The 12,839-nt window shown below is 71.3% G+C and carries 12 protein-coding genes; 6 read left to right on the top strand and 6 right to left on the bottom strand.

The window, feature by feature from the left end; translation table 11 throughout:
* Positions 1-91: 91 nt before the first annotated feature.
* Complete coding sequence (locus BAY60_RS33165; RefSeq protein ID WP_112285312.1) at positions 92-1,198, bottom strand: epoxide hydrolase family protein; 1,107 nt, start codon at positions 1,196-1,198, stop codon at positions 92-94.
* Between the two features lie 62 nt (positions 1,199-1,260).
* On the opposite strand from BAY60_RS33165, the gene BAY60_RS33160 reads away from it, so the two are divergent.
* Positions 1,261-2,220 (top strand): helix-turn-helix transcriptional regulator, encoded by a 960-nt coding sequence (locus BAY60_RS33160; protein ID WP_112285311.1) that lies wholly within the window; start codon positions 1,261-1,263, stop codon positions 2,218-2,220.
* A gap of 188 nt (positions 2,221-2,408) precedes the next feature.
* Here the strand turns inward: BAY60_RS33160 and BAY60_RS33155 are convergent, their stop codons facing one another.
* Both BAY60_RS33155 and BAY60_RS33150 read right to left on the bottom strand, forming a co-directional pair.
* Positions 2,409-4,109, bottom strand: coding sequence for a sodium:solute symporter family protein (locus tag BAY60_RS33155; protein ID WP_112285310.1), 1,701 nt, complete (start codon positions 4,107-4,109; stop codon positions 2,409-2,411).
* Positions 4,106-4,417, bottom strand: a complete 312-nt coding sequence (locus BAY60_RS33150; protein ID WP_112285309.1) for a DUF4212 domain-containing protein — start codon at positions 4,415-4,417, stop codon at positions 4,106-4,108. Before BAY60_RS33150 ends, BAY60_RS33155 begins: the two co-directional genes overlap by 4 nt.
* A gap of 249 nt (positions 4,418-4,666) precedes the next feature.
* On the opposite strand from BAY60_RS33150, the gene BAY60_RS33145 reads away from it, so the two are divergent.
* Genes BAY60_RS33145 through BAY60_RS33125 form a run of 5 tightly spaced genes read left to right on the top strand, consistent with a single transcriptional unit; the run spans position 4,667 to position 9,225 of the window.
* Complete coding sequence (locus BAY60_RS33145; RefSeq protein ID WP_170160636.1) at positions 4,667-5,083, top strand: hypothetical protein; 417 nt, start codon at positions 4,667-4,669, stop codon at positions 5,081-5,083.
* Between the two features lie 39 nt (positions 5,084-5,122).
* Complete coding sequence (locus BAY60_RS33140) at positions 5,123-5,503, top strand: hypothetical protein (protein ID WP_245992915.1); 381 nt, start codon at positions 5,123-5,125, stop codon at positions 5,501-5,503.
* Positions 5,500-7,185 (top strand): sodium/solute symporter, encoded by a 1,686-nt coding sequence (locus BAY60_RS33135; RefSeq protein ID WP_112285308.1) that lies wholly within the window; start codon positions 5,500-5,502, stop codon positions 7,183-7,185. The genes BAY60_RS33140 and BAY60_RS33135 overlap by 4 nt, the downstream gene beginning before the upstream one ends.
* Before the next feature lie 4 nt (positions 7,186-7,189).
* Positions 7,190-8,467 carry a histidine kinase gene (locus BAY60_RS33130; RefSeq protein ID WP_112285632.1) on the top strand — a complete coding sequence of 426 codons (1,278 nt, stop codon included), beginning with the start codon at positions 7,190-7,192 and terminating at the stop codon, positions 8,465-8,467.
* Between the two features lie 5 nt (positions 8,468-8,472).
* Positions 8,473-9,225 carry a LytR/AlgR family response regulator transcription factor gene (locus BAY60_RS33125; protein WP_112285631.1) on the top strand — a complete coding sequence of 251 codons (753 nt, stop codon included), beginning with the start codon at positions 8,473-8,475 and terminating at the stop codon, positions 9,223-9,225.
* Between the two features lie 139 nt (positions 9,226-9,364).
* Here BAY60_RS33125 and BAY60_RS33120 read toward each other — a convergent pair whose 3' ends face one another.
* From BAY60_RS33120 to chrA, 3 genes are all read right to left on the bottom strand, one after another.
* A complete protein-coding gene (locus BAY60_RS33120; RefSeq protein ID WP_112285307.1) occupies positions 9,365-10,618 on the bottom strand; it encodes a cytochrome P450 family protein in 1,254 nt (417 codons plus the stop codon).
* A complete protein-coding gene (locus BAY60_RS33115) occupies positions 10,615-11,295 on the bottom strand; it encodes a TetR/AcrR family transcriptional regulator (protein ID WP_112285306.1) in 681 nt (226 codons plus the stop codon). The genes BAY60_RS33120 and BAY60_RS33115 overlap by 4 nt, the downstream gene beginning before the upstream one ends.
* A gap of 79 nt (positions 11,296-11,374) precedes the next feature.
* Positions 11,375-12,826 carry a chromate efflux transporter gene (gene chrA / locus BAY60_RS33110; protein WP_211330546.1) on the bottom strand — a complete coding sequence of 484 codons (1,452 nt, stop codon included), beginning with the start codon at positions 12,824-12,826 and terminating at the stop codon, positions 11,375-11,377.
* Positions 12,827-12,839: the final 13 nt, after the last annotated feature.

Here is a 12,839-nt window from a genome sequence, read left to right as displayed (position 1 = left end):
GTTCGCGGACGCCTGATTCTGCCCGATCAGCCCGACGCCCGTCCCGGCGGCTCGGCCGGGACGGGCGCCGGAACGGGCAGGGCGAACCGGCTCAGCGCAGCGAGCCGAAGAACGCCCGGATGTCGGCGGCCAGCAGCTCCGGCTCCTCGTGGGCGGCGTAGTGACCGCCCGACTCGTAGGTGTTCCAGGAGACGATGTTCTTGTGGTCGCGGTCGGCGAACCGCCGGATCGACTGGAAGTCGTTGGCGAACCCGGCCAGGCCGATCGGCACGGTCGTCGGCTCCGTGGGGTGCTCGGCGTGACCGTCCTCGTAGTAGAACCGTGCCGCCGAGCCGGCCGTGCCGGTCAGCCAGTAGATCGCGATGTTGGCGACCGTGAACTCGTCGTCCTGGCCTGCGAGCAGCTGCCCGTTCCAGCCGAGCAGGCCCGCGGGGGAGTCGGCCAGCGCGTGCGCCAGGGTCTGCGGCTGCTGCGCCTGCAGGGTGTTGAACGCGCCCATCTTCTCCCAGAACCACTGCAGGTGCGCCAGCGCCGCCGACTCCTCCTCCGTCAGGTCCGCCAGCTCGGCCGGGTCGCCCGAAGGGAACGAGAAGATCTGCGTGACGTGCACGCCCGCGACGTGCTCGGGGTCGATCCGGCCGACCTCCGGCGAGATCAGCGAGCCGCCGTCGTTGCCGACCGCGCCGTAGCGCTCGTAGCCGAGGCGGGCCATCAGGGCGGCCCACGCCGCGGCGACCCGGTACCGGTTCCAGCCCCGCTCCCGCGTCGGGCCCGAGAAACCGAACCCGGGAATCGACGGGATCACCAGGTGGAAGGCGGGGCCGTCGGCACCGTGCCCGCGCGGGTCGGTGAGCGGGCCGATGACGTCGAGGAACTCGACGACGCTGCCCGGCCAGCCGTGGGTGAGCAGCAGCGGGAAGGCGTCCTCGTCGGCGGAGCGGACGTGCAGGAAGTGGATGTTCTGGCCGTCGATCTCGGTGGTGAACTGGGGGTGGGCGTTGAGTCTGCGCTCGAGCGCGCGCCAGTCGTGGCTGTCGCGCCAGTACTCGACCAGTTCGCGGACGCGGCTCACCGGAACGCCGTAGTCGGTGCCGGCGTCGGGCAGTTCCTCGGTGAACCGGGTGCGGGCGAGGCGGTCGGCGAGGTCGTCGAGGTCGGCCTGCGGGATGTCGATGCGGAAGGGCTTGATCTCGGTCATGGGGCCAGACTAGGAAGGCTTTAGGAAGACTTCGTTCCTAATACAAGGGCAGAATCACGGTCATGTTGGAAACCTCGGCGCGGCTGCTCCGCCTGCTGTCCCTGTTGCAGACACCCCGCGAGTGGAGCGGCACCGAGCTGGCGGAGCGGCTCGACGTCAGCACCCGCACGGTGCGCAACGACGTCGAGCGGCTCCGCAGGCTCGGCTACCCGGTGCACGGCACCCGCGGCGCCGTGGGCGGCTACCGGCTGGGCGCCGGAGCCGCGCTGCCGCCACTGCTGCTCGACGACGAGGAGGCCGTCGCCGTGGCCGTCGGCCTGCGCAGCGCCGCGGGCGGCAGCATCACCGGCATCGAGGAGGCGTCCCTGCGGGCGCTCGCCAAGCTGGAGCAGGTGCTGCCCTCGCGGCTGCGGCACCGGGTCAGCACCCTGCACACCTATGCCGTCCGCGCACCGGCCGACGTGTCCGGACCGCAGGTCAGCGCGGCCACGCTCACCCACCTCACCGCCGCCTGCCGCGACCACGAGCAGGTGCGCTTCGACTACCTCGGCCACGACGGCACGGCCACCCGGCGCGCGGTCGAGCCGTACCGGCTGGTGACCTGGGGACGGCGCTGGTACCTGGTCGGCTGGGACACCGACCGCGACGACTGGCGCACGTTCCGGGTGGACCGCATCGAACTGCGCGTGCCCAACGGCCCCCGGTTCCGGCCGCGGGAGCTGCCCGAGGAGGTGACCGACCGGGTGCGGCGCGGCGTGTCCGCCGCCGCATGGCGGCACCGCGCCCGCGTCACCGTGCACGCGCCCGCACCAGTGGTCGCCGCGCGGATCAATCCGGCCGTCGGCACCGTGGAGGCCGTCGACGAGCACACCTGCGTGCTCGACACCGGCTCGGACACGGTCGAGAGCCTGGCCACCCACCTCGGGCTGCTCGGCGCCGACTTCACCGTCACCGAGCCGCCGGAGCTCGTCGCCGAGCTACGGGCGCTGGCGGGGCGCTACGGCCGCGCCACCCCGGCGTAGGTGCCTGCGAGCGCCTCGGCGTCGACGTGGCCACCATCGTCGGCGCCTACGGCTGGTGAGCACCCACGCGCCGCACGCTCCCCAATGCGGCATTGGTTCCACCCAACGGAGCCAATGCGGCATTCGCTCCATCCAGTGGAGCGAATGCCGCATTGGGGAGCTTTGGGCCCCGGGAAGGGGGCGCCGGGCTAAGCCTCCTCTCCCGTCGAGTTCCCGGATGAGCCGGTGGTGGGCACCGTCCTGCGCTCCGCCGGGTAGCGCAGGTTCTCGACCAGCTCCTCGAGGTGCTTCGGCGGGGGCGAGGTCAGTTTCGACACCACGATCGCGACGATGAAGTTCACCGCGGCGCCGATGGCCCCGATGGCCTCCGGGCTGATGTCGAGGATGTGCTCGTTCTCCGGCGTCCCGAACACTTCCAGGGTGTAGATCATGTACGCGATCGTCAGCGCCAGGCCGGTGATCATGCCCGCCGCGGCACCCTTGGCGTTACAGCGTTTCCAGAAGATGCCGAGCACGATCGCCGGGAAGAAACTCGACGCCGCCATGCCGAACGCGAACGCCACCACCTGCGCCACGAAGGCAGGCGGGTTGATGCCCGCGATGACCGCCACCACCACGGCGCCCGCCATCGCGATCCGGCCGACGAGCAGCCGCTCGCGGTCGTGCGCGTGCTTGCGGAACCGGCGGAAGTAGAAGTCGTGCGACACCGACGACGAGATCACCAGCAGCAGGCCGGCCGCCGTCGACATCGCCGCGGCCATGCCGCCCGCCGCGACCAGGCCGACGATCGGCGCGGGCAACCCCGCGATCTCCGGCGAGGCCAGCACCAGGATGTCGTTGTTGACGGTCAGGTCGGCACCCGCGTCGGCGCTGTTGCTGACCGACTCGATGGTGGTCGCGTCCGGGTTGATCGTGACCAGACCGGTGGCCCTCCAGTTCTCGATCCACTGTGGAAGCTGGTCCACCGTGCGGCCCTGCACGCCCTCCAGCAGGTTGAACTTGGTGAACGCGCCCACCGCGGGAGCGGTGGTGTAGAGCAGGCCGATGAACAGCAGCGCCCAGAACGCGGAGTACCGCGAACCGCGCACCGTCTTGGTGGTGTAGAAGCGGATGATGACGTGCGGCAGTCCCGCCGTTCCGATCATCAGCGTCAGCGTCACCAGGAAGATGTCGATCATCGGCCGGGCCGTGAACGCCTCGGTGTAGCGGTCGAGACCGAACTCCGTGCTCAGCGCGTTCAGCTCGTCGAGGATCTGTCCGAACGAGATCTGCGGTATCGCGATGCCGGTGACGGCCTGCGCCACCGCGAAGGCGGGAATCAGGTAGGCGATGATGAGCACCGTGTACTGCGCCACCTGCGTCCAGGTGATGCCCTTCATGCCACCCAGTACGGCGTAGGTGAAGATGATCGCCGCCGCGATGACCACGCCGCCGTTGATGTCGATGTTGAGGAAGCGGCTGAACACGATGCCGCCGCCGTTCATCTGGCCCACCACGTAGGTGAACGAGATGATGACCGCCGCCGCGGCGGCGACCGTGCGCACCAGTTCGGAATAGCGGTCGCCGACGAACTCCGGCACCGTGAACCGGCCCCACTTGCGCAGGTACGGCGCGATCAGCAGGGCGAGCAGCACGTAGCCACCCGTCCAGCCCATGAGGTAGATCGAGCCGTCCGAGCCGAGGAAGGCGATGAGGCCCGCCATCGAGATGAACGACGCCGCCGACATCCAGTCCGCCGCGATGGCCGCGCCGTTGGCGACGGTCGGAATGCCCTGCCCTGCGACGTAGAAGCCCTTGGTCTCGGCGACCCTGCTTCGCCAGGCGATGAAGATGTAGACGGCAAAGGACAGGACGATGAAGGTCAGCGTCCAGATCTGGATGTTGCTCATCGCCGCTGGCCCTCCTCGTCGCGCTCACTCACGCCGAACTTGTCGTCGAGGCGGTCCATCCGCACGGCGTAGATGAGGATCAGGATCAGGAACGTGTAGATGGAGCCCTGCTGGGCGATCCAGAAGCCCAGCGGGTATCCGCCGAAGCTGACCTGGTTGAGCTGTTCGACGAACAGCACGCCGCCGCCGAACGGCACGATGAACCAGATGCTCAGCAGGATGACCATGAGCCGGAGGTTCCGGCGCCAGTACTCCCTGCGCCAGTCGCCTTCTGGCGGCGAGTGGCCTTGATCGTCGGTCTGAGCCACCGTCGGCTCCCTTCGCTCGACGCCGCGGGTTACGGGTGAGCGCAGGATCCGCGCCGCTGGCCCTGCCGGGCAAGAATTCGTCCCCGAGCGTGCCCGGGCGGCCCGCGAGCGGTCGATCCCGGCCCGCGCCGGACACTCGGACGCCCGCAGCGGCCGCTCGCGCCGGAGATGCGGCCGCTCGCGGCCCGGCGGCGACCGTTCACGCGCCGGGCCATGGGTCCGGCCGGTCCGCGGTCCTACACTCCGGGCATGTCATCGGTGACCGGGACGGGTGCGGCGACGGGGCGTCGCCGCCGCATCCTGCACGTCGGAAGCGTGGGCATGATCTTCGGCGGGCTGCTGATGCTCGTCGGCTCGCTCATGCCGTGGGTGTCGACACCGGTCGGGCATCTCTCCGGGGCGGCCGGTGCCGGGCTGTGGACGCTGTGCTGCGGCGCGCTCGCCATCGCCGGCGCACTCATGCCCTACCGCAGGGTGGCCCTGGCGCACGCCCTGGTGCCGGGCGCGGCCGCCGCGCTGCTGGTGCTGTGGCAGGTGGCGCGGATCCTGCAGCTGAGCGCGAGCACGGACAGCTGGGGCAAACTGCTGCCCGGCATCGGCCTCGTGCTCGTCGGCGGCGCCGCGGTGATCCTGCTGCGTGCCGCGCTGCGCATCCGCGCCGCGTAGCGTTTTCCCGGCGCCGCGCGACGCAGTAGGGTGCCAAGGGTGGACTCGTCCGGTGCCCGCCCGGTGTGGTTCGATCCCGACGAGCGGGGTCAGTGGGTTCCCGATGCCGGGGACGAGTACGACGCGCCCGCCGACGTCGACGCCACGTTCCGCACCGTGCGCAGGGTCGCGGTAGGACACTTCCTGGTCTTCCTCGGCGTCGTCGTCGCCGTGCCCATCCTGACGCTCACCGTCGCCTGGTGGTCCGACGGTCGCCTGATCGGGGGCATGACGCCGAGCTTCGTCATGGCCGCCGCCGGGCTGTACGTGTTCTTCTTCGTCCTCGCCGTCGCGGCCGCCACCCTGTCCAACGCCGTCGAGGACCGGATGCTCGGCGACCCGGAGCGGGACACCCCCGGCCAGGACGAGGAACCACCGTGATCACCGCGAGCCTGCTGCTGCTCGCAGGCCTGCTCGTGGCGGTGCTCGTCACCGGGCTCGTGCTGCGCCCGCGCGGTGCGTCCACGTTCGAGTTCTACCTCGCCGGGCGACGCGTCGGGGTGGTCACCAACGCCTGCGCCATCTGCGGCGACTACTTCTCGGCGGCCTCGTTTCTCGGGGTCGCCGCGGCCGTCTACGCCTCCGGCCTCGACGGTGTGTGGTACGCGACCGGGTTCGCCGCGGGGTTCGTCCCCGTGCTGCTGTTCATCGCCGCTCCGCTGCGCAGGTTCGGGGAGTTCTCCATCCCGGACTTCCTCGGCCGCAGGCTCGCCTCCGACCGCGTGCGCCTCGTGGCGGTCACCGTGGTGCAGCTGGTGATCCTGTCGTACCTGGTGCCGCAGGCGGTCGGCAGCGGCCTCACCTGGGAGCTGCTCGTGGGGGAGGGCATCCTCGGTCTCACGCCCTACGCCACCGGGGTCGTGGTGTCCACAGTGGCCATCACCGCGCTCGTGGTGGTCGGCGGCATGCGGGGCACCACGTGGACGCAGGCGGCGCAGTTCCTGTTGCTGCTGGCGGTGTTCGTCTGGCTGGCGATCGTGGTGACGAGCTCCGGCTTCAGCTACCCCGGGTCGGTCGCGGAGCTGACCGACCAGCCGCTGACCAAGCCGGTGCAGGAGGACGGGCAGTGGCGGCTGGGGTCGGAGCCCAACCGGCTCGACGGCGGTGAGCCCGCCTACTTCGGCCATCCCGGTGGCCGCTACGGCCCGCTCGGGCAGATCACGCTGATCATCACCCTCATCATGGGCACCGCGGGCCTGCCGCACATCATGAACCGCTACTTCACGAGCCCGACCGGGACGGCGGCCCGGATGACGACCGTGTGGGTGCTGGGGCTGGCCGGGCTGTTCTACGCGCTGGCGGTGCTGCTCGGCACCGCGGCCCGCGCGCTCATCCCCGACGCGGTGGCGGGCAGGCCGTGGCTGGAGGGCATCACCGTGGACGGCGTGCTGCGCGTGCCCGAGCACGCGCCGCTCGTGCTGGGGCGCATCTTCGGCGGCGAGGCGGGTCTGGCGGTGGTGGCGATCGGCGCGCTGGTCGCCGTGCTGTCCACCATCGCCGGGTTGCTGCTGGCATCGGCGGCCTCGTGGGGGCACGACGTGTACGAGCGGCACATCAACCCGGGCGCCACGCAGCGGCAGGCGGTGTGGGCGGGGCGCGCGGCGGTGATGGTGGTCGCCGTGCTGTCGGCGGGTCTCGCGCTGGGCCTGCGGCCGCACTCGCTGACGGCGCTGTTTCCCTCGATCGTGGCGACGATGGTGACGTGGGCGTTCGCGCTCGCCGGATCGGCGCTGGCGCCCGTGTTCATCCTGGCGATCTGGTGGCGGGGCACGACGGCGCGCGGCGCGGTCGCCGGAATGGGTGTCGGCGCGCTCACCGCCGTCGGGATGCTGGTGGCCGCTCCCTTCGTCGGCAGCTGGGGCCTCGGCGAGGTGCTGCTGACGCCGACGATCGTGGCGGCGCCGCTCGCGGCGGCGGTGACCGTACTGGTGTCGCGGCGCAGCGACCCGCCCGCCGACCTGGAGCGGCTGTGGCTGCGGCTGCACGGCACGGCGGCCGACCGGCACGCGGCGCGGCTGGCCCGGCTGACGATCGGTGTCGGCAGGGCGGGGAAGCGGCGGTGAGGCGATGAGGAACGGCAGTCTTCCGCTGGCATTCGCGGTGGCGCTCGCCTGGGGCGTGGTGTACCTGTTCACGCAGGTGTTCGCCGACCCGCCGCTCGGCGTCGCGGTGACCGTGCTCATCGGCGTGGCGATCACGCTCGTGCTGACCGTCGGCTACCCCTCGGCGCTGCGGGGCCCGCGCACGATCCGGCCGGCGCGGCCCACCGCGGGCAGGCATGGCAACACGATCGCCGCCGTGGGCCGCTCGATGCCGCTGCGCTCGGGGCTGACGACCGAGGCCGCCCGGCGGGCCGTGGAGCTGCTGCACCCGGTGCTGGGCGGCGACTCGGTGGCGATCACCGACCGGGAGAAGGTGCTCGCCTTCCTCGGGCCCGGCTCCGACCATCACCGGGTGGGCAGCGAGCCGCAGACCGAGGCCTCGGCGCGGGTGCTGGCGCGGGGCAGGACGATCGTGGTGCGCGACCGGCGGCGGCTCGGCTGCCCGAACGCCGACTGCCCGCTGCAGAGCGCGGTGGTGGCCCCGCTGGCGATCGGTGACCGCGTGGTGGGAACGCTGAAGGTGTACCGGCTCGACGACATTCCCCCGCCCCGCGGCGTGGTGGAAGGGCTGGCCGGGATCCTGTCGCTGCACCTGGAGCTCGCCGAGCTCGACCACGAGCGGAAGCTGGCCGTGCACGCCCGGCTCGACGCGTTGCGCGCGCAGATCAACCCGCACTTCCTGTTCAACACCCTGAACACGATCGCGTCGAAGGCGCGCACCGATCCGGAGGAGGCGCGGCAGCTGTTGCTGCGGCTGTCGGACTTCTTCCGCTACGCCGTGCGGCAGGACCGGCACCTGGTGGAGTTCGGGCAGGAGTACTTCTTCGTGCGCACGTACCTGTCGCTGGAGCAGGCTCGCTACGGCGAGCGGCTGCAGATCCGCTACGACGTCGACCCGCAGGTGCTCACGGCGCACGTCCCGGTGCTGACCATCCAGCCGCTGGTGGAGAACGCGGTGAAGCACGGGCTCGCCGACAAGCTCGACGGCGGCACCGTGACGCTGAAGGCCAGAGTGGACCCGCTGACGAGGACGACGGCGATCCGGGTGTCCGACGACGGGGTGGGCATGCGGCCGGAGGTGCTCGAGCAGCTGACGGGCGAACACGGTACGCCGAACGGCGGAATCGGGCTCCGCAACATCTCGGAGCGGCTCGAGGCGCTGTACGGCGAGCGTTATCGACTCGACATCCAGTCGCACTACGGTGACGGCACCATTGTCGACCTGCGGATACCTTTGGGGTGATCGGCATGCGCGCCCGTTGCCTGATCGTGGACGACGAGGTACCCGCGCGGGCGGAGCTGCGCTACCTGCTGAGCACGTTCGACAACGTTCAGGTGGTCGGTGAGGCGACCAACGCCGAGGAGGCGCTGGTGCTGCTGCGGTCGCTCGCCTACGACCTGGTGTTGCTCGACATCAAGATGCCCGGCGGCACCGGGCTGGAGGTCGCCGAGGCGGTGCGCAGCGCGGCGAACGCGCCGAAGATCATCTTCACGACCGCCTACCCGGACTACGCGGTGGAGGCCTTCGACGTCGACGCCGTCGACTACCTGGTGAAGCCGTTCGACGCCGAGCGTCTCGGCCGGGCACTGGACCGGGCGCTGTCGGGCAGCGCGGCGGACGCCGACGACGCCGACGCGCAGCCCGCGGCCCGTGCCGTGCGCTCGGAGCCGCTGGGCCGCGTGCCGGTGCAGCAGGGCGACCGGACGGTGCTCGTCGACGAGTCGTCGATCCTGTACGCGACCGCAGCCCGCGGCTACTCGTACCTGCAGCTGGCCGGGGAGCGGGTGCTGGTGAGCCTGTCGCTGAACGAGCTGGAGCGCAGGCTCAGCGGCCACTTCTTCCGCACGCACCGCTCGTACCTGGTGAACCTGGACCACGTGCGCGAGCTGCGGCCCGATTTCAACGGCGCCCTGGTGCTGGTGATGGACGACCAGCGGCGCAGCCGGGTGGAGGTGTCCCGGCGGCACGCGGGTCAGCTCCGCAAGCTGCTGGGTCTGTAGCCCGCACCAACCGTCCATCCGATGTGGACGCGGCGACGCTCGGCGAGCCGAAGGGCACCCTGGGTACCCGATATGTACCCGGGGGCACCGTGGGCTCGCCGGGCACCCGGCCGAGCGCCGAAACCGTCCGATGAGGATCTCAGGAGGAACTCGTCGCGGCACCGTGTCCGGGCTGGTTCGGGTGGACCGGCAACGACGTCAGCACGGGTGTGATGCCGGGGGTGCGGGTCAGCTCGTCGGGGGCAACCGCGAGAGCGAGATCGGGAAACCGGGCCAGGACACTGCGGAAGGCGATGTCGGCCTCGGCCCGGGCCAGCGCCGCGCCCAGGCAGAAGTGGATGCCCTGCCCGAAGGCCAGGTGCGGATTGTCCCGGCGGTCCAGCTGGACCACGTCCGGCTGGTCGAAGCGCCGCGGGTCGCGGTTGGCCGCCGCGTAGACGATCTGCACGGCGTCGCCCTCGCCGATCGTGACCCCGCCGAGCTCCACGGTGTTCCGGGCGTAGCGCATCGGGGCGATCTCGGCGGGTCCGGCGTAGCGCAGCATCTCCTCCACCGCACTCGGCACCAGCCCGGGATCGGCCTGGAGCCTGCGGCGCTGCTCCGGCTGCGTGAGCAGCAGGAGCAGCCCGTTGCCGAGCAGGTTCACCGTGGTCTCGTGCCCGGCCAGCAGGATCGTGATGCCGAGCGAGATGAGCTCGGTGTCGCTGAGCCGGTCGCCGTCCTCCTCCTGGGCGAGGACCAAAGTGGACAGGACGTCGTCGCCGGGCTCGGTGCGCTTGGTGGACACCAGCTCGCGCATGTACGCGACCAGCCCGCGCGCCGCGGTCGCGACCTCCGCCGGGTCCGGCGCCGTGATGCCCGCTGCCCAGCCGCGCCACCGGCCGAGGTCGGCCTCCGGAACGCCGAGCAGTTCGCAGATCACGCGGATGGGCAACGGGTAGGCCAGCCGCTCCATCACGTCGACCTCCGGACGGCCGGCCCAGTCGGCGAGGATCTCGTCGACGATGGCCTGGATCCGGGGTCGCAGCGCCTCGACCCGGCGCACGGTGAAGCCGCGTGAGGCCAGCTTGCGCAGCCGGGAATGCTCGGGCGGGTCGTACGCGCCGAGGGTGTGGGCGAGGTACGGCCAGACGTCCTCCGGCAGGCCCGCGGCGGCCGCCACGTCGACGGTGGAGCTGCGGTTGATGATGTCGTTGCTGAAGCGCTGATGGTCCTTGAGGACCGCGAGGCTCTCGTCGTATCCGGTCACCAGCCAGACGGGACTGCCGTCGAAGTAGCGTCCCCGGGTCACGGGGCCCGCGGCGGCGAGTTCGGCGTAGAAGGCGTTGCGGTCGGGGCTGGTGAACACACCGGCCAGCTCGGGTTCGGCCGTGTGGGAGGCGTCCGTGGTCATGCTTCTCCTTCGTCGGCTCTGTCAGTGCCGTCATCGCCGTCATTGCGGTCGTCGCGCTCCAGTGACCGCCACGCCTGGCGAACGCCGTCGCCGGAGAAGACGCCACGGGTGAGCATCTCGATCGCCACGCTCATGTAGTCCACGGCGGTGCCGGTGTCGGCCAGGTCGTGCACGCCGAGCGCCCGCTCCAGGTGGTCGGAGAGGGTGAGCGGCGCCAGCATCCAGCTGACGTAGATCGCCGCGCGGGCCCGCGGGTGCTCCGTGGGTCGTGCCCAGCCGTCCCGTTCGCCTTCGGCCAGCCACGCGGTCGTGACCTCGACGATCTCGTCGAAGAGCGCCGCGGCCTCAGGGGACCCGTCGAGGAAGGCCCGCGCCAGGTAGCGGCGAGCCGGGGCGGCGGCCTCGAGCAGCGCCGCCAGACGGCTGCCGTCGCCGAGTGTCGCGCGGTGCCGGGCGTCCGCAGCGCCGCCGTCGCGCAGGAGGGCCATCACGTGGGCGTCGCAGGCCTTCCGGAGCTTCTCCTTGCTGCCGAAGTGGTGGATGACCAGTGCGGGGGAGACCCCCGCGTCGGCGGCGATGGCGCGCACGGTGACGCGGTTGATGCCATCGCGCCCGAACCGGTTGAGCGCGGCGTCGCGGATGCGCTCCCGGGCGGCGAGGTCGTCGGCGGCGGGCACGGTCCCAGGCTAAACAGATGTTCAGCCGCTCCGCAAGCGCATTCGAGCCGAGCACTCGCCCCGAGGTGAGCACTGGTTCTCAGGCCACGGGCAGTCCGGCGAGCGCCGCGCCCAACCCAAGGGCTGCGCAGATGCCGAGCGTGCGCAACACGGACCAGCGCAGGCGGAAGACGAGGACCGCGGCCACGATGGCGAGCGCCACCACCACCGGCCGGACGCTGGTCGGGTCGGGCAGGTTCAGCTGCAGGATCCCCAGCTCCACCGGCCGATTGCCGGCAAAGAGCGTGTGGGTGGCGAAGTAGAGGGCGAGGTTGGCGATGACGCCGACGACGGCGGCGGTGATCCCGGTCAATGCGGCGGAGAGCGTGTGGTTGCTGCGCAGTCGTTCGATGTCGGGTGCGCCGAGGAAGATGAACAGGAAGCAGGGCACGAAGGTGACCCAGGTGGTGATCAGTGCGCCGAGCAGCCCGGCGATCCACGGGTCGAGGCTGCCCGGATTGTTGTAGGCGCCGAGGAAGGCGACGAACTGGACCACCATGATCAGGGGCCCGGGGGTGCTCTCAGCCAGCGCGAGGCCGCGGACCATGTCTCCTGCCGAGAGCCAGGCGTAGGTTTCCACGGCGCGCTGGGCCACGTAGGCGAGCACGGCGTAGGCGCCGCCGAAGGTGACCAGCGCGGCGCCGGAGAAGAACAGGCCCTGGGTAGCGAAGACGCTTCCGGTGCCGGTGAGCAGTGCGACAGCCAACAGGGGGAGTCCCCACAGAGTGGCCCCGATGAGAGTGATGCGGATCGCTCGGACCAGGGTGGGGCGTTCGGTGTGCAGTGCGTCGTCGGAGATCAGCGGCTGCGGACCAGCGTCGGCCTTGGCGGCGTTCGCGCCGCGCAGCGCGTGGGGTGGTGTCACCTTGGCGAGGAGCCATCCCGCAAGGGCGGCCACGGCGATCACGACGGGGAACGGGACGCCGAACAACGCGAGTGCGGCGAAGGCGCCGAGGGCGATGGCGATCAGGGCAGGGTGGGTCAGGGCGCGTTTGCCGACCCGGTGGACGGCCTGCGCCACGACAGCCACCACCGCCGGGCCCAGGCCGGCGAATACGGCAGTGACGAAGGTGGTGTCGCCGAACCCGACGTAGATGGCGGACAAGGCGAGCAGGGCGACGATGCCGGGAAAGACGAACAGGATCCCGGCGGCCAGACCGCCGCGGACGCCGTTGAGCAGCCAGCCGACGTAGATGGCCAGCTGTTGGGCCTCTGGGCCGGGCAGGAGCATGCAGTAGTTCAGGGCGTGCAGGAAGCGGCGTTGGCTGATCCAGCGCTTGTCGTCGACAAGGGTGCGTTGCATGACCGCGATCTGCCCCGCCGGCCCGCCGAAGGTCTGCAGCGAGATCGCAAACCAGGTCCGCAGCGCGTGCCGGAAAGGCACCACATCGCCCTCGCGTGCTCCGGCCGCGGGCGACAGTTCCTGGTCTGCCGGAGACGTTTCCGGCCTGGATACGTCCTGATCGGCCGGTTCGCGTTCGTGGCCCGTCACTTGCACTCCTCCG

The sequence above is a fragment of the Prauserella muralis genome (assembly GCF_003202285.1).
Classification (GTDB): Bacteria; Actinomycetota; Actinomycetes; order Mycobacteriales; family Pseudonocardiaceae; genus Prauserella_B; species Prauserella_B muralis.
This window is presented reverse-complemented; position numbering and strand designations above follow the sequence as displayed.